At 64.3% G+C, this 23,235-nt stretch carries 18 protein-coding genes and 1 pseudogene; 11 read left to right on the plus strand and 8 right to left on the minus strand.

From position 1 onward, the window contains the following. Positions 1-150: 150 nt before the first annotated feature. Positions 151-582 (minus strand): DUF1489 family protein, encoded by a 432-nt coding sequence (locus tag H7F16_RS05790; RefSeq protein ID WP_185796566.1) that lies wholly within the window; start codon positions 580-582, stop codon positions 151-153. Between the two features lie 145 nt (positions 583-727). Here H7F16_RS05790 and H7F16_RS05795 point away from each other — a divergent pair, with 145 nt between their 5' ends. After that, a complete protein-coding gene (locus H7F16_RS05795) occupies positions 728-3,013 on the plus strand; it encodes an adenosylcobalamin-dependent ribonucleoside-diphosphate reductase (protein ID WP_185796567.1) in 2,286 nt (761 codons plus the stop codon). Between the two features lie 22 nt (positions 3,014-3,035). Here H7F16_RS05795 and H7F16_RS05800 read toward each other — a convergent pair whose 3' ends face one another. Together H7F16_RS05800 and H7F16_RS05805 are read right to left on the minus strand one after the other, a co-directional pair. After that, entirely contained in the window at positions 3,036-5,114 is a 2,079-nt protein-coding gene (locus H7F16_RS05800) for an ATP-binding cassette domain-containing protein (RefSeq protein ID WP_185796568.1), read from the minus strand. Next, on the minus strand, positions 5,095-7,602 hold the full coding sequence (locus tag H7F16_RS05805; RefSeq protein WP_185796569.1) for an ATP-binding cassette domain-containing protein: 2,508 nt from the start codon (positions 7,600-7,602) through the stop codon (positions 5,095-5,097). Before H7F16_RS05805 ends, H7F16_RS05800 begins: the two co-directional genes overlap by 20 nt. A gap of 246 nt (positions 7,603-7,848) precedes the next feature. On the opposite strand from H7F16_RS05805, the gene H7F16_RS05810 reads away from it, so the two are divergent. The 4 genes from H7F16_RS05810 to H7F16_RS05820 all read left to right on the plus strand — a co-directional run bounded on the left by H7F16_RS05810 (position 7,849) and on the right by H7F16_RS05820 (position 12,627). Continuing rightward, positions 7,849-9,582, plus strand: coding sequence for a hypothetical protein (locus H7F16_RS05810; RefSeq protein ID WP_185796570.1), 1,734 nt, complete (start codon positions 7,849-7,851; stop codon positions 9,580-9,582). Between the two features lie 13 nt (positions 9,583-9,595). After that, on the plus strand, positions 9,596-9,727 hold the full coding sequence (locus H7F16_RS19840) for a hypothetical protein (RefSeq protein WP_277818346.1): 132 nt from the start codon (positions 9,596-9,598) through the stop codon (positions 9,725-9,727). A 200-nt stretch (positions 9,728-9,927) separates the two neighbouring features. Beyond that, positions 9,928-11,304: a sigma 54-interacting transcriptional regulator gene (locus H7F16_RS05815; protein WP_185796571.1), complete on the plus strand. Its 1,377-nt coding sequence runs from the start codon at positions 9,928-9,930 to the stop codon at positions 11,302-11,304. A gap of 3 nt (positions 11,305-11,307) precedes the next feature. Beyond that, positions 11,308-12,627 (plus strand): ATP-binding protein, encoded by a 1,320-nt coding sequence (locus tag H7F16_RS05820; RefSeq protein ID WP_185796572.1) that lies wholly within the window; start codon positions 11,308-11,310, stop codon positions 12,625-12,627. Positions 12,628-12,681: 54 nt separating this feature from the next. On the opposite strand, the gene H7F16_RS05825 is transcribed toward H7F16_RS05820, so the two are convergent. Further along, positions 12,682-13,302 carry a TetR/AcrR family transcriptional regulator gene (locus H7F16_RS05825; RefSeq protein WP_185796573.1) on the minus strand — a complete coding sequence of 207 codons (621 nt, stop codon included), beginning with the start codon at positions 13,300-13,302 and terminating at the stop codon, positions 12,682-12,684. 123 nt (positions 13,303-13,425) lie between these two features. On the opposite strand from H7F16_RS05825, the gene H7F16_RS05830 reads away from it, so the two are divergent. After that, a complete protein-coding gene (locus tag H7F16_RS05830) occupies positions 13,426-15,462 on the plus strand; it encodes an NADH:flavin oxidoreductase (protein ID WP_185796574.1) in 2,037 nt (678 codons plus the stop codon). Positions 15,463-15,527: 65 nt separating this feature from the next. Here H7F16_RS05830 and H7F16_RS05835 read toward each other — a convergent pair whose 3' ends face one another. From H7F16_RS05835 to H7F16_RS05845, 3 genes are read right to left on the minus strand one after another with little or no spacing between them, the layout of a single operon-like run. Continuing rightward, entirely contained in the window at positions 15,528-16,325 is a 798-nt protein-coding gene (locus H7F16_RS05835) for a 3-methyl-2-oxobutanoate hydroxymethyltransferase (RefSeq protein WP_194308405.1), read from the minus strand. Continuing rightward, the gene (locus tag H7F16_RS05840) at positions 16,325-16,639 is read right to left on the minus strand and encodes a MocE family 2Fe-2S type ferredoxin (RefSeq protein ID WP_185796576.1); all 315 of its coding nucleotides are present in this window, start codon (positions 16,637-16,639) and stop codon (positions 16,325-16,327) included. The genes H7F16_RS05835 and H7F16_RS05840 overlap by 1 nt, the downstream gene beginning before the upstream one ends. 10 nt (positions 16,640-16,649) lie before the next feature. Then, the gene (locus tag H7F16_RS05845) at positions 16,650-17,768 is read right to left on the minus strand and encodes a fatty acid desaturase family protein (protein ID WP_241741185.1); all 1,119 of its coding nucleotides are present in this window, start codon (positions 17,766-17,768) and stop codon (positions 16,650-16,652) included. Positions 17,769-17,876: 108 nt separating this feature from the next. Here H7F16_RS05845 and H7F16_RS05850 point away from each other — a divergent pair, with 108 nt between their 5' ends. From H7F16_RS05850 to H7F16_RS05870, 5 genes are all read left to right on the plus strand, one after another. After that, positions 17,877-18,905 carry a substrate-binding domain-containing protein gene (locus tag H7F16_RS05850; protein ID WP_185796577.1) on the plus strand — a complete coding sequence of 343 codons (1,029 nt, stop codon included), beginning with the start codon at positions 17,877-17,879 and terminating at the stop codon, positions 18,903-18,905. 148 nt (positions 18,906-19,053) lie between these two features. Then, complete coding sequence (locus H7F16_RS05855; RefSeq protein ID WP_185796578.1) at positions 19,054-19,860, plus strand: TIM barrel protein; 807 nt, start codon at positions 19,054-19,056, stop codon at positions 19,858-19,860. 154 nt (positions 19,861-20,014) lie between these two features. Continuing rightward, entirely contained in the window at positions 20,015-20,956 is a 942-nt protein-coding gene (locus H7F16_RS05860; RefSeq protein WP_185796579.1) for a substrate-binding domain-containing protein, read from the plus strand. Positions 20,957-21,071: 115 nt separating this feature from the next. Beyond that, positions 21,072-22,142 (plus strand): ABC transporter permease, encoded by a 1,071-nt coding sequence (locus H7F16_RS05865; protein WP_185796580.1) that lies wholly within the window; start codon positions 21,072-21,074, stop codon positions 22,140-22,142. Between the two features lie 5 nt (positions 22,143-22,147). Continuing rightward, positions 22,148-22,912 carry an ATP-binding cassette domain-containing protein gene (locus tag H7F16_RS05870; RefSeq protein ID WP_185796581.1) on the plus strand — a complete coding sequence of 255 codons (765 nt, stop codon included), beginning with the start codon at positions 22,148-22,150 and terminating at the stop codon, positions 22,910-22,912. Positions 22,913-22,990: 78 nt separating this feature from the next. Here the strand turns inward: H7F16_RS05870 and H7F16_RS05875 are convergent. Next, positions 22,991-23,235: pseudogene (locus tag H7F16_RS05875) on the minus strand (Hint domain-containing protein); the annotation flags it as partial.

Below are 23,235 nucleotides of genomic sequence, written 5' to 3' on the forward strand. Positions count from 1 at the left end.
GCGGAGGACCTCAGCCTTTTCCTGCGCCCCGACAAGGCGATGATAGACGGGGCGATGCGAGACAGGGCTGGGATCGGTCGGCGGCACAGGAACACTCGGAACACAACGGGACCGAGGTTACGCGACTGCGGCCGAAAGTCAAAGACTGGCTCAGCGCAGCCCGATATCGGCCAATGCCTGCGCGAGCGAGGGGGGAAGCGTCTCTTCCCGCGCGCGGCCCTTGGGCAGGTCGCGCGGGCTTTCGGCGGGGTCGAGGTAGCGCCAGCCCTGAAAGGGGCGGCGGGTGGCGGGTTCGGTGCGGATGACTTCGGCGTCTAGAACAAGCGCGCAGCGCAGGATGCCGTCGCTGCCTTCGACCCGTTCCAGCGCGAGGATACGTTGGCGGGCAAGGATCACGCCCTTGATAACCCAGTAGAGCGACCCGCCGCCCGTCACCTCGGACTCGCGCTTGGGCCACATGCGGGTGACGTGGATGGCGCGGCCCTTGGGCCAGAGATGGGCATGGCTTTTCTGCCAGTCGGTCAGGTCTTCGACCGAATCCGAACCGACGCATAGCTTCAGGATGTTGACGAATTCGGCCATGATCTTCCCCGTTCAGGGCGTTCATCCTAGACCGTTGGTTAACGGCGGCAAGGCCATCTGTCGGCATTAACGGGCTTTGACCTTCGCCGCCTGTGGGCCTATCTTGTGTCCTTCGCCGTGACTCCCCCAATACAAGGACTTTTCCATGTCTCGATTCGCTGCCCCCATTGCCGAGCAAATCTGGGATATGAAGTATCGGCTCAAGGCGGCGGATGGCACGGCGATCGACGGTTCGGTCGAGGATACCTGGCGCCGCATCGCGCGGTCCTTGGCCGAGGTCGAGAAGAACCCCGCCGAATGGGAAGAGAAATTCTACGGCGCGCTTGAGGGATTCAAATACCTGCCTGCGGGCCGCATCACGGCGGGTGCCGGCACGGGGCGGGCGGTCACGCTGTTCAACTGCTTTGTCATGGGCACCGTGCCCGACAACATGGGCGGCATCTTCGACGGGCTGAAGGAAGCCGCGCTGACCATGCAGCAGGGCGGCGGGATCGGATACGACTTTTCCACCATCCGCCCGCGCGGGGCCGAGGTGAAGGGGGTTGCGGCCGATGCATCCGGCCCGCTGTCCTTTATGGATGTCTGGGATGCGATGTGCCGCACCATCATGTCGGCCGGATCGCGGCGCGGCGCGATGATGGCGACGATGCGCTGCGACCACCCCGATATCGAAGCCTTCATCGAAGCGAAGAAAGACCCCGCCCGCCTGCGGATGTTCAACCTTTCGGTGCTGGTCACCGACCCGTTCATGGCGGCGGTCAAGGCCGATGGCCCGTGGGAGCTGGTCTTTGACGGCAAGGTCTACAAGACGGTTCAGGCGCTCGATCTGTGGAACAAGATCATGCGCAACACCTTTGATTTCGCGGAACCGGGGGTGATTTTCATCGACCGCATCAACGCGATGAACAACCTTGCCTATTGCGAGACGATTGCCGCGACGAACCCCTGCGGTGAGCAGCCCTTGCCGCCCTATGGGGCTTGCCTGCTGGGTTCCATCAACATGGCGACGCTGGTGGCCGATGCCTTCACGCCGAAAGCGCGGGTCGATCTGGCAGCGCTGGATGGTCTGGTGCGGCTGGCCGTGCGGATGATGGACAACGTGGTCGATGCAAGCCGCTTCCCGCTGCCCCAGCAAGAGGCCGAAGCCCGCAACAAGCGCCGCATCGGCCTTGGCGTGACGGGGCTTGCCGACGCGCTGCTGATGGTCGGCCTGCGCTATGGCTCGGCCGAGGCGGCAGAGGCTACGGAAGCGTGGATGAAGGCGATTGCGCGGGCCTCATACCTCGCATCCGTCGATCTGGCCAAGGAGAAGGGTGCCTTCCCGCTGTTCGATGCCGAGAAGTATCTCGCCTCGGGTTCGCTGCGGCATATGGATCAGGATGTGAAGGATGCGATTGCCAAGCATGGCATCCGCAACGCGCTGCTGACCTCGATCGCGCCGACGGGGACGATCAGCCTTTATGCGGGCAACGTATCGTCGGGGATCGAACCCGTGTTCGCCTATGCCTATACGCGCAAGGTGTTGCAGAAAGACGGGTCGCGGACCGAGGAAGAGGTCGTCGATTACGCCGTGCGGCTGTGGCGGGAAAAGAACGGTGACGGGCCGCTGCCCGATTACTTCGTGAACGCCCAGACCCTGCCCCCGCTTGACCACGTGCGGATGCAGGCGGCGGCGCAGAAATGGATCGACAGTTCGATTTCCAAGACGATCAACTGCCCCGAGGATATCAGCTTTGACGATTTCAAAGAGGTCTATATGGCCGCTTGGGACCAAGGCTGCAAAGGCTGCACCACCTATCGGCCCAATGATGTGACGGGCTCGGTCCTGTCGGTGTCCGAGGCATCGGACAAGACCCCGTCGGAAGCGCCCGCGCAGGTGAAGCAAGCGGCCGAAGGGGGCGAGGTGGTTTACCTGTCGGAACCTCTCGACCGTCCGGCGGCGCTGGAAGGGGCGACCTACAAGCTGAAATGGCCGGGGTCGGAACACGCGCTTTACATCACGGTGAATGACGTGGTGATCGCGGGCCACCGGCGGCCGTTCGAGGTGTTCATCAATTCGAAGAACATGGAGCATTTCGCCTGGACCGTGGCGCTGACGCGGATGATTTCGGCGGTGTTCCGGCGCGGGGGGGATATCTCGTTCGTGGTGGAAGAGCTGAAAGCCGTGTTCGACCCGCGCGGCGGGGCGTGGATGGAGGGGCGTTACATCCCCTCGATCCTTGCGGCCATCGGCGGGGTGATCGAACGCCACCTGATCGCGATCGGCTTTATCGCGGGCGAGGGGCTGGGGCTGAAATCGGACCCGCAGGCCGAAGTGGTCGCCATCGGCGCGCCCAAGGGCAAGTCCTGTTCAAGCTGCGGCAGCTACGAGATGCGCATGGTCGAGGGCTGCATGACCTGTGCATCCTGCGGCTATTCGAAATGCGGGTAAGGCGGGCGAAGGGCGCCCGCCTTCAGCCGTGACGCACCAGCACCAGCGCATCGGCCACGCGGTCCAGTTCGGCAAGGCAAACCAGCTCTGTTTCGGGGTCGAGTGCTGCGAGGCTTTCGTCAAGCGCCACGACGGGGGCGTTCTGCAAAAGCGCGCGGGCAAGGAACATGCGGCTTCTTTCGCCTTGGCTTAGCTGCCAGCCGGTTTCTCCGAGTTGGGTGAACAGACCCGCAGGCATACGGTCGACAAGATCGCCAAGCCCAAGCTGGCGCGCGATGTTTTCGGCAGCCTCGAGATCGGCGGGCTTGGGTGGCCAGCGGCGCGAGAGCAGCAGGTTGAAGGCGAAAGAGCCGTCGAGCACGTGGTTGTCGTGGAACTGCGGCACCATCGCGACAGCGCGCGCGGCATGGCGCGGCGCCACCGGACCGGCGGCGGACAGGACATGGCCGCCACCTGTGGTATCGCCCTTGGCCAGCAGGCGCAGCAAGCTTGACTTGCCCGAGCCGGACGGGCCGGTCAGCCAAAGCCGCGCCTTTGGCGGCACGGGAAAGCGGAACGACAGGTGCAAGCCGCGCTCGGGCCGCACCAAGGGCAAGTCCTGCACGGCAAGACGCGGCGTTCCTGACTTTGGCAGGGGCGGAAAGCGCGCCTCGGGGGCGGCAGGGCGGGCACGCCACAGCGGCGCCATCTGGACAAGCCCGACACGAACGGCGGCATAGGCTGCCCATGTTCCGGACAGGCTGACCAAAGCGCGCGCCGAAAGCAGGATGCCACCCAAAGTGATCGCCATGTCAGCCCGCTGCGGGACGGCACCGGCCCCCGCCGCCACCAGCGCCAAGGCCGCGACGGCAAGAATGCTCCAGCCGTTCGGCAGGACCGCAAAGGCGCCAAGGCTGGCGTGATCCATCTTTTTTCCCGCTTCGGCATAGGCGGACAGCCCCGTCGCCTCGCTCGACAGGATCTCTTCGGGAGTGCCGAGAATGGACAGGCTGCGGTGGCCGATCATCCAGCTGACCATGCGGGTGGTCAATCGGCGGCTGGCCTGCATCCAGAGGGCGAAGCGATCGACGAAATGGCGAAAGAGCATCGCTTGCGCCACCAGTACCGCGCCAAGCAGCGGCACCAGACCGAAGGCGAGCGGGCCTTGCGCCAGAACCCAGACCGCCCAACCCAGTGCCGCAAGCGCCAAAGGTGCCGATGTGGCAAGCGCGGACAATGCCGTTTCGATCCCCTGCGCTTCCATGCCGCGCGACAACAGTCCTTCGGGGCCTTCGGCGCGCAATTCCATGTCGGGCAGGCACAGCGCGCCGGCCAAGAGCCGCCGCCGCACAAGCCCAGCGATCCGGCGTGACAAGGCATCGGTCGTCAGGCTTTGCGAAAGCTGCAAGACCGGAGCCAAGGCCAGAAGCAAGACCAGCCACGCCCCAGCCGGCGCTTGACCGGAAAGAGCCGCCGCCCCCAGCAAACCCCAAAGAAAGACTTCGGCCCCTTGTGCCGCAAAGGCCAAGGCCAGCGAGGCGAGGGCATAGCGCAAAAGCCCCTCGTGCCGGATGGCCCGACGCGTTGCGTGGGGCGCAGGACGCAGGCGCCAAAGGCCCGACACTTGCGCACCGGCCGCGTCTGCGGCGCAAAGCGCCTCGGCCAAGGCGGCCCCGCCGCCAACCAGCGCCGCGACCCGCCTGCCTTGGCGCAGAAGCGACGGGTGGGGTGGCGGGACCATCGCCTTGGCCAGTCTGTCCACCCCGATCCGATGGCGCGCGCCATCGGGTGCCAGAACCCGTCCGCGCCCGACCAGAAGCAGAAACCCGTCACCCGACGGATGCCAGACCAGCGCGGGAGCAGCAGCTTCAAGCGCGGCGGCCAGATCGGCCCGCAGCACGGGGCGCCGGTCAAGCCTGATGTCGAGCCGGTCGCAAGCCCATGCTGTCCAGCTTGACAGATCGGCTTCGTCATCGGCCGGCGTATCGGTGCTGACGGCGGCGTCGCTGCGACCGGCAAGCAGGGCCAAGGCGCGGCCCAGTGCGGCGCGCGGCCACCACGCAAGCGCATCGGCCGGATCAAACGCGGCGTGCAGCGCGGGATCAGGATGCAGGTTCGACACGAAAGTCCCCTATTGCCAAGGGCTGCCAGTCTTGTTCGAGACGGAGTGCAAGCTTGCGTTCCGCCGCCAGCAGCGAAGCGAAGGGGCCAGCCGCTTTTGCAAGCGCAGGGGGCGGGCCATCTTGGACAAGGCGGCCGTCACGCATCACAAGCACGCGCGAGAACCCCATCGCCTCGGTCGCGTCATGGGTCACCCAGATCAGGGTCTTGCCTGACCAATGCCCCTTTATGGTCGCCAGCAGCCCGCGGCGACGTTCGGCATCGAGGCCGCGCAGGGCCTCGTCGCAGAGGACGAGACCCGGATCGGTCTGGTTCGTCCCGCCCTGTCCAAATGCCCTTGCCAGCCGTAGCCTTTGCCCCTCGCCTGCGGAAAGCAGCGCGCCGCCCGCGCCGGTCGGGGTTTCAGGCGACAGGTCAAGACCGGCCTTTGCCAGCAGGTCGGGGCGTTGTGCGGCGTCAGAAAGCGTCGCCCCCCAAAGGCGCGACACGGGGTCGAGCCAGACCATCCGGCGCCGGAGTGCGGCGAGTTCGGCAAGTCCGATAGGCTCTCCGTTCACCTGCATGCTGCCTGACGCCAGATCGTGCCAACCCAGCAAAAGCCCGATCAGGCTGGATTTTCCCGAACCCGACGCCCCGACGATTGCCACATCTTCGCCTGCGGCGATGTTCAGCGAAAGATCGTGCAGGATCACATGCCCGCCCGCCGAGACCCTTGCCCCCTGCAAGGCAATGCCGAAGGACGCCGCCTGTGCGAACGATTTGCGCAACGGGGTAAAGGGGCGGTCCGGCGCGCGCAGGGGTTCTTCCAGCCGCGCCAGCATCGCCTGCTGTGCCGGAATGCCACGGAGCAGGGCCGAAAGGTCAAGAGCCGCCGAGGGAAGTTTCAGCAACCACCACAGGAACAGCAGATCCGTCGTGCGCGAAAGGGCCAATCCGGCCGTCAGCGCCAGTATCAGGGCCTGACCGATGGCCCCCGCCGTCGCGGCAAGGCGCATCCGGTCACGGGCCGACCGGTTCCAGTCGTCAAGCAATCCGTCCTGCCGCGCCACAAGCGCCGCCTGCGCGTGGTGCGCGATGACGGCAGCCTGTCCGCGCAGCGCGTCCATCAGAAGCGTGGCTTGCGCGGCCCCCAGACTGCGCAGGGTCATTTCCCGTTCGCGCAGCAGCGGGGCCGTCAGGGCAGGCCAGGCGATGGCAAGGGCGGCAAGTGCCAGTATGGCAAGGGCGTTCGCCGGAGCGAGCAGGATCAGACACAGGGTCAAGGCCAGCACTTCGGTCAAGGATTGCGCCAGATGCATCACCTGTCCCGGCAGCGTCCGCATGAGCGGAAGGCTACGGGCGCGCTCGGCCATATCGCCCAAGGGACGGCTGGCAAGCCAGCGGTCGGGCAGGCGCAACAGTTTGGACATGGTGGCCATGCGGTAATGCCGCTCGACCTGCCGGCCCAGCCGCATCAGGCCGACACCCAGCATCAGGCGCATTGCGAACAGCGCCACCAGAACGGTAAGCGTGACCCAAAGCGCCGTTTCAGGCCGGTCCGGCAGGATCGGCATGGACGGCTCAATCAGGTGGCGGAATGCAAGCGCCTCGAACAGGCTGCCAAGCACGGCAAGCACGGTTCCGGCAAGAAGCAGAAGCGGCAGACCTTTTCCGGTCGCGCGACAGGCTGCCACCAGCGAGGCGGGCTTAGCGGCAGGGCTTGCGAAACGGTGGCTTTCGGCAACCGTGCCGGGATCGGCGCGGCCGACCGACAGAAGCACCGCGCCCTGCAGCATCAGCCGTGGCTCCTCTCCCCGACGCAAGGTAGGGTCGGGCACCACGGGCCAGAAGCTGGCGGGCACGAGGCGGAAGATATCGTCCTCGGACTGGCGGGTTTCCTGCAACAGCGCCCGAACGATCCGCGCTTTGTCGCCAGCGGTCGGCAAACTTGCCGCAAGGGCAATGCAGGCTTCGAGGGAAGCCAGCGCGAACCAACCCGACTGTTCTGCGGCACGGTCCACCTCGTGGGGCGGCAGACCCAAAGACTGCGCCTTGGCGCGCAGGGCGGAAAGGTTCTCGTCTCCCTTGGCCCATGCGCACCAATCCGCCGCCGCGACGCGGTGGGTGTGGCAGAGCAGGCGCGCGCGAAATAGCGAAAGCCTTTGCCACGACCCGCCGCGCGCCGGATCCATGACCTGCACGAAGGGGCCGATCCGCCGCCAGACGACCACGAAATGCGGCGCGCCGTCCGGCAGTCTTACGACCACCAGCGCGGGCAAGTGATCGGCCAGCCGATCGGCGGGCACCATCCGCTGTTTCGCGGGCAGGCCGTGATCGGTCAGCACCTGTTCCATGATATCGATCGATGTGCCGTCCAGATCGGTCTGGCATGCCTCGCGCAGGCGGGACAGGTCGATGGGCCTGCCGGAACTGGCAAGCAGGCTGGCCACCGCCGCCGGACCGCAGTCCATCGCAGAGGTTTGAAGCACATCGACGGCAGTCAGGCGCATGGGTCAACTCGCTCGTGTCATCCAGAGCCTTTGCTTGCACGCCGTGCAAAGCCGGGGGCAAGCGCGCTTGCGGCCGCCCGCAGGACGTTTCGGGGTTTGCGGCGGCCAAGTGGGGGCGGTGGGGGAAATGCCCCGCCCCGGTGGGGCAGAAAAACGGTGAAACGGCGGTTTTGCCCCCAGTGGGTGCAGGGGACTAACCCTTGACCATCGAAACCGAATCACTTGCGAAAACAGGCCCGCTGCACAATGTCGATCCACCCCCATCTAGCCGCCGATACGGATGCCGAGGACATTGTCCACGTCACCTTGCCGCGGCGTGTGGTGCGGCAGGACCGGCAGGGTGTTCCCGTGATCTACTGGGGGGCCGAGGTCCTGCGCTTCGACGAGCCGGCGCTTGCGCCGCTGGCCGACGCGATCAGCGCGGGATTGCCCTTTTCGCCGATGCGGTCATGCCCGCTGGCCCCCGCCGACCGCCTTGCCGATGCGGTCGGGGCGCTGACGGGGCTGGGCATTCTGGGCGACCGTGCCGAAACCCCCGCACCGCGCAGCTTCACCGCGCCCGATCTTCCCGCAACGCTGCTGCATCTGGACTGGCGCGACCCTGCTGCCGTGGGCGGGGCGCTGCTGTCCTCTCCGATCGCGCCGGCGCATCTTGAACTTGTGGTTCCGGTGTTCCGCATCGCGCATCTGGCGACCGATGCCGATGGCCGTCAGGTCGGCGAGGCGAATGTCTTTCCGCGCGCCCTGCGCCGGAATGTCGAAACCGACTGGCAGACCTGCACCTATGCAGGCACCCGCCATCGTGATGACAAGCCGATGAACCTGACCGCGCTGAAGGCGATGCGCGCCCATTGGCCCGAGATGATGGCAACGCTGGCGGCCATACGCGACCGCTACATGACGCGGGCCGCGCTTGCGGGGCCGATGACGCTGGGACAGATCGAACGTCTGTGCATCGCCGTGCTTTCCCTGCCGACATGGCATTCCTTCAAGGATGCCCCCCTGCATCCGGTGCTGTCGTCGCTGTTCCGGGTGACCGATGGCCTTCGCATCGTCGTGCATCAGATGATGTTCGTGGGCGTGGCAGAACCGATGCTGCCGCCCGATGCGGTGATCTCGGCCGCAGAGCTGTTCGACTATGCCGAACGGTCGCTGTCCTTTCACTCGGACAGCGGGGTCTGCGCCGGACCCGAGCATTTCATCCGTGAATTCCTGTCGGTTCTGGTAGACGGCGCGGCACCCCGCTTCGGAGCCAATGGCACCATCGGTGCGGACGTGGCCGCCGCCATGACGGAACTTGATGTGGCGATGGACTACGGATTTACCGCTTTGGCTGCCCATGCCGCCTGTTTCGCGGTCTGGCCCGAGATGGCAGAAGCCTGGGCCGAGATCGTGGCGCTTGCCGAAGGCTGGCCATCCGGCCTTTCGAGCGGCGTCGATGCCTTCCGGCTTGAAGCGGCCGAAGCGGGGCGGCGGCTGATCCATGCCTCATACCTCGGGCAGGCCGACTGGCGCGAGATGCGCCGCAGGACCTATGCGGAAATCGAGGGTGCGGCCGTGGCGCTTTCGCGCCAACCCGCCCCCCGCCTCGCCGTGGCAGACCGCGTCGTGCCGACCACGGACGACCTGACACGCGCCCTTGCCGGATTGCCGGATGCCGCAAGGTTGCAAGCGGTGCTTGCCCGCTTTGCCGCAAGCGCGGGCGCACACCTGTCACGGGCGGCGGCGCTTCAGGCCAGGATCTCGGACATGTTCCAGCGCCCGCCTGCGGCCGGATTCACGTTGGCAGATATGACCCTGCACGCCCGGCTTGTGGACGACCCGCATCCGAGGCTGCAATTCCTGCCGGAAGTCCTTTTCCGCCTGTGCGGGCTGGAGCTGGACATCAAGACATTCCCTGCGGGCGATACCGCCTTTGCAGGGTCCGAAATCGACGTGTCGTCGATAAACCAGCGCGGGGATGAACCGCGTTACCAGTAAAAGGGAGACCACCATGAACGTCACCACCAACCTCCGTGCAGGCCGCCAGACCCAGAAGCAGGGCACCTCGACCGACAGCACCAGCACCTCGACCCCCGATCCGGTCGTTTACTACCCGCCGGTTACCCGCTGCCCGGGCGTCTGATCGCCCAGCAGTTCTGACCGGGGTCTTTTCCAGCGTGAAAAGGCCCCGGTTTACGTTTTGACGATTTGATCCAGCCATTTTGCCTTCACTTGTCCCGGCCGCGTCGAAATGGCTGTTCTCGCGCGCCACTCAGGATATGCTGAGGAAAGAAGATGTTCGCTGGCAGATCGGGACATGGTGCAGTACAGGCGGCCAGACAGGTGAGCGCGGTCGTCCTCATCGTCGAAGACGAGCCGATCCTCGGTCGCAACATGCGAACATTTCTGAATGCGCGCGGCTACCGCGCGGAACTGGCCGCAAGCCTCGGCGCGGCACGCGAGATGTGGGCCAATCTTCATCCGGACCTGATCTTTCTTGACCACAACCTGCCCGACGGGCTTGGCCTGTCGCTGATCCCCGAGGTCCGTGCGCTGGACCCCTGGACCAAGATCGTGATGCTGACCGCGCATGGCGGAGTCAATCTGGCGGTTTCGGCGATGAAGGCCGGAGCGGATGACTATCTGACCAAGCCTGCCAGCCTTGATGAAATCGGGCTGACGGCACAGCGGATGATGGATCAGGCCCGCAAGGAAGGCGCGGCGCGCTATATCAACCGGCTTGACCGCGAAGCCGCAGGGCTGGACCGTCTGGTCGGAACCTCGCCCGCGATGGGAGAATTGCGGCGGCGCATCCGCGCCCTGCACGCGGCCGAAGCCGCCGGTTCGCCGCCGCCGGTGCTGATTTTGGGCGACACCGGAACGGGCAAGGAACTGGTCGCGCGGGCCATCCACTATGGCGGTGCGCGTTCTGCCGAACCCTTCATCACCGTCAGTTGCGCCACGCTTTCGGACGCGATGGTGGACGACCAGCTTTTCGGCCACGAGCGGGGTGCCTTTCCGGGGGCCGAGGAGCGGCGGCTTGGACTGATCGAAGCCGCTCATGGCGGAACGCTGTTTCTGGACGAGGTCGCCGCTTTGGCTCCGGCCCATCAGGCGCGGTTGCTGAAAGCGCTCGAGGACGGGCGCATCCGGATGCTGGGTGCGGTCGAGGACCGGACCGTCGATGTCAGGGTGATTGCGGCCACGAACGCGCCGCTGCCCGAACTGGTGCGCGACGGGAAATTCCGCGCCGATCTTTATTATCGTCTGGCGCATGTGACGATCGAGGTGCCGGCACTGGCCAAGCGCGGGCAGGATGTCATCCAGATCGCCGAAACCATTCTGGCAGATCTGCAAACCCGTTTGGGTCGCCCCAAGCTGTGCCTGTCGAAGGATGCCGAAGCGGTGCTGTTGCGGCACCGCTGGCCCGGCAATGTGCGCGAGCTTCGCAACATGCTGGAACAGGCCGCCTTCCTTTCACCGCGCGATGCGATTTCGGCGGGCGACCTGCCGATACAGGGAATGGAGGTCGAGCCACCGTCCGATGACCCCGATGTGGAACCGGGACTTGAAGCGGTCGAACGCACGCTGATCATCACGGCCTTGCGGACGCACAAGGGCAATGTGACCAATGCCTCGGCCTCGCTTGGTATCTCGCGCGATACGCTGCGTTACAGGATGGAGAAATTCGGCCTGAAGCGCGATTTCTATACAGGGTAGGCGATGCAACGTCCCTTCAATCTGCGGCTTTGGGTCGTGACCGTCACGCTGGGGACGCTGCTTCTGGTGCATGCGGCGCTGGGTTTCGTGCTGACGCGCTATATCGGGCAGCAGATCATCTCGCGCGAGGGGGAGGAAACGCACGAATTCCTGAATTCGATCGTTCGCGCGGAAGGCACCGCCGATATCCTCATGACCCCTGCGGGCGAGGCCGCGCTGACCAGTTTCAGCCACCATTTGATGTCGACGCCGGGTTTTCTGCTGGCCAATATATACGGGTCCGACCGTGTCATCCGCTGGTCGACCGACCCCTCGCTTATCGGGACGATCCCGGAAGAGGCCGATGATCTGGACGAGGCACTGGCAGGCAAGGTCAGCACCTCGCTGAACGCCGAAATCGGAGATTCCAGTGCGGCCAAACAATCGGGTGAAGAGCGGGTCATCGAAGCCTATCTGCCCATAGAGAACGCATCGGGCGATGTCGTCGGGGTCGTGGAATACTACCGCGACGCCACCACGCTGCGCGTCATGCTCGACCATGTGGCCGAAATCGTCTGGCTTGGCGCGCTGGCGTCGAGCCTTGTCATCCTGATCGCGCTTTATGGTGCCGCCGCTCGGGCAACACGGCGCATCGCGGACCAGACCGCCGAATTGCAGCGGCTTTCGGTCATGGCATCGCTGGGACAGATGGCGGCCGCGGTCACCCATTCGCTGCGCAATCCGCTGGCTTCGATCAGGTCATCGGTCGATCTGTTGCAGATGTCGCATCCGGGCCTTGTCGACGAGGCCGTGGCCGATGTGAATTCCGAAGTGGACAGGATCGACAGACAGGTTCAGGACCTGCTGCAATTCGCCGGTTCAGGTGGTGGTCAGGCGGCGAATGTTCCGCTGTCCGGCCTTGTCCAGACGGCGGTGCAGCGCATCGTCGCGCGGGCCGAACGTGACGGCGTCCGGATAAGGACCGAAGAGATCGCGCCCGACCTGAATGTCCACGCAACGGGGCCTTTGGTCTTGCAGGTGATGGAGAACATCCTGACGAATGCGATCGAAGCGATGCCCGACGGCGGCGAGATCAGCATTTCGTCGTGGCTCGAGCGGGGATACGTGCGGCTGACGATCCGGGATCAGGGACCCGGCATTCCGAAGTCGCTGGTCGGCAAGTCTCCGACCCCGTTCCAGACGACGAAGCTGCGCGGATTGGGGCTTGGGCTTTCGATCTCGGACCAGTTGCTGTCGCGCTTTGGCGGCCGGCTGGAGCTTTCCAATGCCGAGGATGGAGGTGCTGCGGTCAGCCTCATCCTGCCGAATGCGCGACGGGGCTAACACCGTCGGATCGGGTGCCTTTGGCATCATGATCGGGGAAAGCCGGCGCGACCCTTACAGAAACCGCGCCCTGAACCGGGCGATTTCGCGCGGGGCCGGGCTGCGGCCCGTGTAGATTTCGACATAGCGCGGAATGCGTGACAGGCGCGTTTCAAGGGCTTCGTCGGCCTGCATCGAAATGTAGCCGATCTGCACAAGATAGATGGTGCGGGCGCGCGTATCGGCGTCGTCCTCGCTATGGCCCCAGCGGAGCAGCATGGTTGTCAGCGCGGACAATCGTTTGGCATCGGCCGAGGTGACGCGCGCAAGGATTGCAGGGTCTTTCAGGCCCCAGCCGCGCATCGCGAATTCCAGTTTCGCATCGAAGGTTTCGGGGCGGAGGAAACAGGCGATGACGTTCAGCATCGCCTCGGTTTCCGTTTCGGCATAGGCGGCGGCGGCGGCGCAAAGCGGCGTCGTCGTGCGGGCTTCCCACATGTCGGCAAGGGCCGAGAGCAATTCGCCGCGGCTTTTGAAGAACCAGTAGAAACTGGTCCGCGAGAGCTTCAGGCTTTCGGCCAAGGGCAGGATTTTGACCGCATCGATCCCCTCGCGGATAAGCGCGCCATAGGCTGCGTCAAGCCAGCCCTCGCGCGATCCGCGCCAACCTGTATCGGGGTCCGTGTCCTGTTTCATGACGCCAGAATATGGGGGAAGGGGGCTTGTCGCAAGGAAATGTTCAGATGTGTTGTCATACTTGACATAGGTGAACATTCTACGCGAGATTGGGCAAAACCGATCACCAGCCGAGGCGAAGCCATGTCCAACGATCCGCTGTTGCAGCCCTATCAGTTGAAGCACCTGACGCTTCGGAACCGGATCATGACGACAAGCCATGAACCCGCCTATCCCGAGGACGGGATGCCCAAGGACCGCTACAGGCTCTATCACCTCGAACGCGCCAAGGCGGGGGTGGCGCTGACGATGACGGCGGGATCGGCTGCGGTGTCAAAAGACAGCCCGCCCGTGTTCAACAACATCCTTGCCTACAAGGACGAGGTGGTGGGCTGGATGAAGAAACTGGCCGACGACTGCCACGAGGCAGGGGCGGCGGTGATGATCCAGTTGACGCATCTTGGCCGCCGGACACGCTGGGACAAGGGCGACTGGCTGCCCGTGGTGGCCGCCGGCCCCTCGCGCGAGCCGAGCCACCGTGCGTTCCCGAAGGTGATCGAGGATTGGGACATCGCCCGCATCATCGACGATTACGCCGATGCGGCAGAGCGGATGGCGGAAGCGGGGCTCGATGGGGTGGAGTTCGAGTGCTACGGGCATTTGATGGACCAGTTCATGTCGCCGCTGACGAACACGCTGGCGCATCCCTATGGCGGCAGCTTTGACAACCGCATCCGCTTTGCGATGGATGTGCTGGAGGCCTGTCGCAAGCGGGTGGGCGAGAAATTCCTTTTGGGCGTGCGCTATACGGCGGACGAGGATTACGAAGGCGGCATCACCCCCGACGAGGGCGTAGAGATGGCCAAGCGGTTCCGCGACTCGGGCCTTGTCGACTTTGTCAACATCATCAAGGGGCGCATCCACACCGACGCGCATATGACCGATGTGATCCCGATCCAGGGGATGCGTTCGGCGCCGCATCTGGATTTCGCCGGGCGGATCAGGGCCGAGGTGGGGCTGCCGACATTCCACGCGGCGCGGATTCCCGATGTGGCCACGGCACGGCATGCGGTGGCGTCGGGCCAGCTTGATATGGTCGGCATGACGCGGGCGCATATGGCGGACCCGCATATCGTGCGCAAGATCGAGGAAGGGCGGGAAGAGGATATCCGCCCCTGTGTCGGGGCGACCTATTGCCTTGACCGCATCTATCAGGGCGGCATGGCGCTTTGCCTGCACAACCCCGCGACGGGGCGCGAGGAGACGATGCCCCATACCATCGCCCCTGCGGCGGTGAAGAAGCGCGTTGTCATCGTGGGGGCCGGACCTGCGGGGCTAGAGGCGGCGCGGGTCGCGGCAGAGCGGGGGCATTCGGTCGTGGTGTTCGAGGCCGCGGATCAGGCAGGCGGGCAAGTGCGCTTGACGGCGCTGTCCAAGCGGCGGGCCGAGATGATCGGCATCATCGACTGGCGGATGGCGCAATGCGCGGCGCGGGGGGTGGAATTCCGCTTCAACACCTATGCCGAGGCCGCCGACATTCAGGCGGAAAAGCCGGATGTGGTGATCATCGCGACAGGCGGTCTGCCCGAAAAGGATATTCTGGACGGCGGCAACGAATTGACCGTGACGGCATGGGACATCCTGTCGGGGGATGTGAAACCGGGCACGAATGTGCTGCTTTATGACGATGCGGGCGACCACAGCGCGATGCAGGCGGCGCAGATGCTGGCCGAGGCGGGCGCCACGGTCGAGGTGATGACGCCGGACCGCAGCTTTGCGCCCGAAGTCATGGCGATGAACCTTGTGCCCTATATGCGGGCGATGCAGCAAAAGGCCGTCACCTTTACCGTGACTTACCGTTTGCTGTCGGCCGAAAAGGACGGGAACCGGATCAAGGCGGTGATCGGGTCCGACTATCTGAGGGGCGCGCTGCAAGAGCGGCATTTCGACCAGATCGTCGTGAACCACGGGACGCAGCCCTTGGCGGATGTCTACTTTGCCCTCAAGCCGCTTTCGGTGAACCTTGGCGAGGTGGATTACGACGCGCTTATCGCGGGCGAGCCGCAGGCGGTAAGGAAGGGGCCCGAGGGGTTCCAACTGTTCCGCATCGGCGATGCCGTGTCGTCGCGCAACACCCATGCGGCGATCTATGACGCGCTGCGGCTGGTCAAGGATATCTAAGGCGTATCGGGTTTGGTGGCTGGCCCCACCCCCGGACAGGGGGAGGGGGCGCTTTCGGTCTGGCCTTATTGCCGGTCGATCCAGTCGCGGAACCGGGCGACCACCTCGGGGTCGCTGTCGACCATGTATTGCGGGGCGGGGTAGCTGCCGGTGTGGACGTCGCTTGCAAAGGCGGACATGGCCTTGACGCGCATATCTTGCAGGCGGGCGTATTCGGCGGCGAAATCGGCGTAAACCTTGGCGTGGCGCGGGACGCGGCCCTTGGTCTGGCCAAGCACGTCGTCGGTGAACAGGTATTGCGCATGACCGCCCGGACCTGCGCCCATCGAGATCAGGAAAAGGTCGGTCTTTTCGGCGATGGCATCGGTGATGGAATGGGGGACCACCTCGATTTCCACGGCAAAGGCGCCGGCCTCTTGCAGCGCCTTGCACTGGTTGTAGACAAGCTTGGCTGTTTCCAGCGTCTTGCCCACGGCCTTGAACCCGCCGGTCCACGTGGCCTTGGAGGGGATCAGGCCGACATGGCCGCAGACCGGAAGGCCGTGGTCGGCCATTGCGCGCACGGTTTGCAGGCTGCCCGAGCAGTAGAAGCCATCGGCCCCCGCCTTATAAAGCGGAAAGGCCCATTTCAGGAAATCGGCGGTGTCGCCGATTTCGTAGAAATTGTCACCGGGGAAGGCAAAGGCGGTCGGCGCAGCCTCGCGGAAGCGGCGGTCGAACAGCATGGCGGGGGGGATGGAGAGAAGTTCCACCCCTGCCCGTTCGGCGGCTTCGGCCTCTTCCAGCGTTTCGACGCGGAGCATCGCGAACTGGTGCTTGCCGCGCTGGTCCAGCAGGTCGCGGACGGTCAGGCGTTTGGCCATCACGGCACCTCGATGAAGACGTCGTCGCCTTCGGTTTTGACGGGATAGGTTTTCAGGTTCACGCAGACGGGGGCGCGCTTTGCCTCTCCGGTGCGGTAATCGAACTGGCCGTTATGCTTGGGGCATTCGATCAGGTGGCCCATGACAAGACCGTCGCACAGGTGGACGTCTTCATGCGTGCATTTGCCTGCGGTGGCAAAGAACTGGCCATCGGGCGAGTGGTAGATGGCGTAGGTGGCCCCCGCATGGTCGAAGCGGATCAGATCCTCTTCGTCGATGTCGTCGGTGGCGCAGGCGCGGATCCATTGCGGCATTTCGGGTTCCTTATTCGGCGGGGATGGCTTCGCCCAAGGCGGCCTTGTGGAAATCTTCGCGGTAGGGTTTCGCGGTGGCGGGCAGGTCGCGGCGAAGGAAGAAATCCTCATAGGCGAGCTGGCGTTTCAGCGCGGGCCACATTTCGCGGAACGCCTCGGCAATCGAGCGGTTGGGCGCGGGCAGGTCGTGCTTGATGGTGTCGTGCAGGCGCGGCAGCGCGTGATAGGGGACCATCGGAAACATGTGGTGTTCCACGTGGTAGTTCATGTTCCAGTAGATGAAACGGCTGATCGGGTTCATGTAGACCGTGCGCGAATTCAGGCGGTGGTCGATCACGTTGTCGGCCAGACCGCCGTGCTGCAACAGGCCGGTCATGATGTGGTGCCATGCGCCATACATGCGCGGCAGGCCGATGACCATGAGCGGCAGGATGGACTGCATGGCGAACGCCAGCACGAGGGTGGCGGCGTAGATGGCCGTGTAGATGATCGCCACGCGCTGCACCTTGCCCCATTCGGATTGCGGGACAAAGGTTCTCTCTTCGGCCGTGGGGCCGGACAGGGCGTTGGTGACCATGCGCGGGAAAAAGGCGATGACGTCGGGGATGCCGAAGAAGGCGAGGATCAGCTTGGCGAAAGCGGGGGGCCGCATGATCGCGATTTCGGGGTCGCGGCCGACGATATAGGTGTCGGTATGGTGGCGGGCATGGCTCCACCGCCAGGTGGCCGAGTTGCGCATGATCATGAAGGACGCGATTTCGTAGACCGCATTGTTCATCCACGGGGTCTTGAAGGCGGTGCCGTGGCCGCATTCGTGCCAGCGCGAATCCGAGGCCGAGCCATAAAGGACACCGTAGGCAAGCCAGAAGGGCACCGACCACCATGATGGCCAAAGTGCTACTCCGATGGCGGCAAAGGCGACCATGCAGCCGTAAAGGATGACGGTGTCACGGATGGCGGGGGCATCGCTGCGGGCCATCAACTCTTTCATGACCTTGCGCGGCACGTCGGTATGATACCATTCAGCGGCGGCAAGTCCGGTTTCGACGGCGCGCGCTCCGTCAGGGCCAAGAAGGCTGTAGTCGCGTTTCGACATGGTCGGCGGTTCCCGTGCAGTTTGGGCTGTCATTCCTGTGGTAGAACAATCGTTCCAATTCACGCAATCCCGCCCTTGGCTTTTTCGTCAAAAATCGTCACATTCATACGAGAGGTTTGATGAAAAATCGTCAAGGATGTTATGGCACGCAAAGTGGGCATGGCGGCGCTTGCCGCTGCGGCAGGGGTTTCCGTCGCGACGGTGGACAGGGCGCTGAACGGGCGCGAGCAGGTTACGGCGGCGACGCGGGCGCGGATCGCCGAAGCGGCGGCACGAATCGGACATCCGGCGGCGGCGCGGCTTTCGGGCGGCGACAGCGACCGCCCGCGTCTGCGGCTTGGGGTTCTGCTTCACAAGGCGGGGCAAGAATTCTACCAGAACATGGCGCGCGAGATGCATCTTGCGGCAGCCGCGGCGACCGAAGCCAATATCGACCTTGTGCTTGAATTCGCGGCCTCGCAGGCGCCCAGCGAGGTTGCGGCACTGTTGCGGACGATGGGGCAAAGATGCGACGCCATCGCGGCCACGGCCGTCAACCACCCCGAGATCACCGGAGCGGTCGAGGAGCTGCGGGCCAAAGGCGTTCCGGTCTATTCGCTGCTGTCCGATTTCGCCCAAGGTGCGCGCGCCGGCTATATCGGCTTGAACAATCTCAAGGTCGGTCGGGTCGCGGGCTGGATGGTCGGACTGGCGACTCGGCAGGCGGGGAAGGTCGCGATTTTCGTCGGCGGCGCGCGCTGGCACGGGCACGAACTGCGCGAGGCGGGGTTCCGGTCCTACCTGCGCGAGGCAAGGCCGGACCTTGAGGTGATGGAGGCGCTGGTCAACCTCGAGACGCGGCAATTGACCTATGAGGCGACGGTGAACCTGTTGGCGCGGCAGCCCGAGTTGCGGGCGATCTATGTCGCGGGCGGCGGCATGGAGGGCGCGATCGCCGCCGTGCGCGAGGCACGAAAACCGGGCGAGGTGGTGCTGGTCGTCAACGAGCTGACAACCGAATCACGCGCCGCATTGGCGGCGGGCTGGGTGACGTTGATCGATGCGACACCCCTGCCGCTGCTATGCCGCGAAGTGATGATGCTTCTGGTGCGGGCAAGCCTGCGGGGTGTCGGCGATACGGGCGCGCAGCACTTTCTCAACTTTGAAATGCATGTTGCAGAAGGGCTTTAGCCGCGAAACGCATCTGACGATTTTTCATCAAAACGACCTGACGAGTTTGCGAAGCGCGTGGCGTGGAATCTTTCAGTTGATTCCCCCGAAAAATGGAATATCAATTCCACCAGCGCCGTAATGGCGATGGACGCTCAAGGAATTCGATATGCTGCCCTTTGCCCTGAACCATATGACCGCCCCCCGCATGGGATGGGAGGCGTTTCTCGACCTGTCCAAGGCGCTTGGCTGTGTGGGCGTGGAATTCCGCAACGACCTGAATGGCCCGCTGTTCGGCGGGGCCGATCCGGCAGCGGTGGGCGCTGCGGTCAAGGCCCGTGGCCTGCGGTTTCTGGCACTGGCCGAAGTGAAGATGTTCAACGACTGGTCCGAAGCGAAACGCGCCGAGGCCGAGGCGCTGATGAAAATTGCCGTGGCGGCAGGAGCCGAGGCGATCAGCCTTATCCCGCGCAACGACAATGTGGCGACCGACCGCGCGGAAAGCCGCAAGGTAACGGAAACCGCACTGCGCGAATTGCTGCCGATGCTCAAGGCGCACGGGCTGAAGGCGATGGTCGAACCCTTGGGCTTTGCCGTCTGCTCCTTGCGCTACAAAGACATTCTGGCCGAGGCGATCCATGCCGCGGGCGGGGTCGGCACCTATTACATGGTGCATGACACGTTCCACCACGCGCTGGCTGGGTTCGGCGCGATCTATCCCGAACTGACGGGGATCGTCCATGTGTCGGGCGTCAAGGACATGATCCCGCTTGATGACATGCGCGACCCGCATCGGGTGCTGGTCGATGCCGACGACATTCTGGGCAATGTCGCGCAAATCCGTGCGCTGCGGGCTGCGGGATATGCGGGACCGATCAGCTACGAGCCTTTTGCACCGTCGGTGCATGACATGGCCGATCCGACGGCGGCGCTTGCCGCTTCGATGGAATTCATCCGCAAGGGCGTGGAGGCCTGAGCGGAAGATGCGGGTGGTTTTTGAAATTATTCGCCTATTGCAATAATCGTTGCAATAGGCGGCATTTCAGATATGCCCGTTGAGGAACCGTTCACCAGAACGGTCCGGCAGGGAGAGACGGTGTGCCGGACACCGACATGTGGAGGAGAAAACCATGAAAAAGACCCTTATCGCTGCGGGTATGCTGGCCCTGATGGGTTCGACCGCGATGGCTGACGGCATCGGCGTCTCGATGGCCAAGTTCGACGACAACTTCCTGACCGTTCTGCGCAACGGCATTCAGGCGCAGGCCGATGCCGCCGGCCTGTCGGTCCAGATCGAAGATGCGGGCAACGACGTTGCCAAGCAGCTTGACCAGATCAACAACTTCATCGCTTCGGGCGTGACCGCGATCATCGTGAACCCGGTCGACACCTCGGCCACGCAGGCGATGTCGGATGCTGCCGCTGCCGCAAATGTCCCGCTGGTTTACGTGAACCGCCAGCCGATCAACGTCGACACCCTGCCCGACAACCAGGCTTTCGTGGCGTCGAACGAGGCCGATTCCGGCACGCTGGAAACCATCGCGCTGTGCGACAACTGGGCTGCCGAAGGCAAAACCGAAGTCAACGTTTACGTCATGCAGGGCGAACTGTCGAACCAGGCCGCCGTCCAGCGCACGCAGGACATCTACGATGTGATCGAAGCCGGCAAGTGCAAGGTCAAGATCAACGTGATCGACCAGCAGACCGCCAACTGGTCGCGCGACGAAGCCACCAACCTGATGACCAACTGGCTCTCCTCGGGCGCGGCGTTCGATGGCGTGATTGCCAACAACGACGAGATGGCTCTGGGCGCGATTCAGGCGATGAAGGCCGCCGGTATCGACATGGCGACCGTTCAGGTCGGCGGCGTGGATGCCACGCAAGACGCGCTGGCTGCGATGCAGGCGGGCGACCTCGACGTGACCGTGTTCCAGGATGCGGCGGGTCAGGGCGGCGGTGCGCTGGATGCGGCGACCAAGCTGGCTGCGGGCGAAGCGGTCGAGCAGAAAGTCTACATCCCCTTCCAGCTCGTGACTCCGGCGAACGTGGCCGACTATCTGGCCAAGAACTGATCCCCGACAGGGGACAAGGAGGGGCGGCGCACAGGTGCCGCCCCTCTTTCATCTTGCCGCGCGGGGCAGCGCGGGCGGATGCTGCACTTATCAGTCGAAAAACGGAGGAGAAGCCGTGTCTCAATCGACGCATGGCCTTGGTGGCCTAAAATACGACCCGGCCAAGCGGTCCCGGCCGCAAGAGTTGAACGTTTTCATCGCGTTGATCGTGATCGTCGCGGCCTTCGAGATTCTGGGCCGCCTGCTGATGGGCGACAGCTTTCTTCTGAACACCCGCGACAATGTCGACACGTTCTTCAACGAGCAGCGGCTTCAGATCATCATCCTTCAGGTTTCGATTGTCGGGATCATCGGCCTTGGCGTGACGCAAGTCATCATCTCGGGCGGGATCGACCTGTCCTCGGGGTCGATCGTCGGTGCGACGGCGATGATCGCGATGAGCTTCGCGCAGGTCGCCACAGTGAATGGAAACCCCAACCCCAAGGCGATTTTCGGCGACTGGGCGATGGATCTTCCGGTGATCGTGCCGGTGGTCGTGGGCCTGTCCTGCGGGCTTTTCGCGGGTCTGATCAACGGCGCGCTGATCGCATATACGCGCATCCCGCCGTTTATCGCCACGCTGGGCATGATGGTGACAGCACGCGGGTTGTCGAAGTGGTGGTCGAAGGGCAACCCCATCTCGTTCCCGACAGACGGTTACGCCACCATCGGCAAGGGCATGATGCCCGTGGTGATCTTCATCGTGCTGGCGGTGCTTTTCCACTGCATCATGACCTACACGAAATACGGCAAGCACTGCTACGCCATCGGCTCGAACGAGGCTGCGGCGCGGATGTCCGGGATCAACACCGAGCATCACAAGATCCTTGTCTACACGATCGCGGGGGGCCTTGCCTCGCTTGCCGCCGTGGTCCTTTCGTCCAAGAACCTGACCGCGCAAGCGGGCATGGGGGTGATGTACGAACTCGACGCGATTGCGATGGCCGTCATCGGGGGCGTCAGCTTGCAGGGCGGGCGCGGGTCGATCCTTGGCACCGTGCTGGGGGCGCTGATCTTCGGGGTGATCATCTCGGGTTTCACCTTCCTCAAGCTCGACGCCTACTATCAAGAGATGGTCAAGGGCATCATCATCGTCGCTGCCGTGGTGCTGGACCAATGGCGGCAAAAAGGCCGGTCACGGGGATAATGGGCATGGAAGACATCGTTCTGGAAACACGCGGCCTGACCAAACGCTATGGCGGGGTTCACGCACTGGAAGACGCCAATTTCATCCTGCGCAAGGGCGAGCATGTGGCGGTCGTGGGCGACAACGGGGCGGGGAAATCCACCTTCGTCCGGCAAGTCACGGCCGTCGAACAGAAGTCGGCAGGCCAGATCTTCTTCGACGGCAAGGAAGTGAATTTCGAAGGCCCGTTGCAGGCGCGCGAGGCGGGGATCGAGACCGTGTTCCAGACGCTGGCACTGGCCGATGACCTCGACGTACCCTCGAACCTGTTTCTGGGGCGCGAGATGTTCAAGTTCCGTCTCGGTCCGTTCAGCATCCTCGACCGCAAGGCGATGCGCGAACGCACGCTCGAGGCGCTGAAAACGACGGCGGTCAAAATCCCCAACGTCGACAACCCGATCCGCAACATGTCGGGCGGGCAGCGGCAATGCGTGTCGATCGCACGCACGGCGGCTTTCGCCTCGAAACTGGTGATCATGGACGAACCGACCGCCGCCTTGGGCGTTCAGGAAACGGCACAGGTGGAAAACATCATCCGCGGCCTGAAAGATCGCGGCGTGCCGCTGATCCTGATCTCGCACAACCTTCGGCAGGTGTTCGATCTGGTCGACCGGATCGTGGTGTTCCGTCGCGGCCGCATCGTCGCCTCGCTGCGCAAGGATGAAACCGACGGCAACGACATCGTCAGCTACATCACGGGCGTCAAGGGCACGGACGCGGCCTTCGCCTGACAGTCAGCCACCACGCGGGTTTAAAAAAAGGCGGGCCATTCCGGCCCGCCTTTTCCATTTGTCCGGGGGGACGCGGCCTTATTCGGCCGCGTCGATGGTCTTCGTGCCATCCAGCAGATATTGCCGGGCAAGTTTCGCCTCTCTCGCGGTAAGGCTTCTGCGTGCGGCGGGTCCGTAGGCTTGGAAGTTTGCGTCTGCGAGCATGGGGAAGAGGGTCAGGATTTCGTCTTTTGCCTCTTCGGCGAGGGCGCCCCAGCCTTGCTGTCCGGGGTGGAAGGATTCCGACGGTGCGCCTTCGGCATAGACGATCTCGTGCGTGTCGA

It is taken from the genome of Paragemmobacter straminiformis (assembly GCF_014243445.1).
In the GTDB taxonomy this organism is placed as follows: Bacteria; Pseudomonadota; Alphaproteobacteria; order Rhodobacterales; family Rhodobacteraceae; genus Paragemmobacter; species Paragemmobacter straminiformis.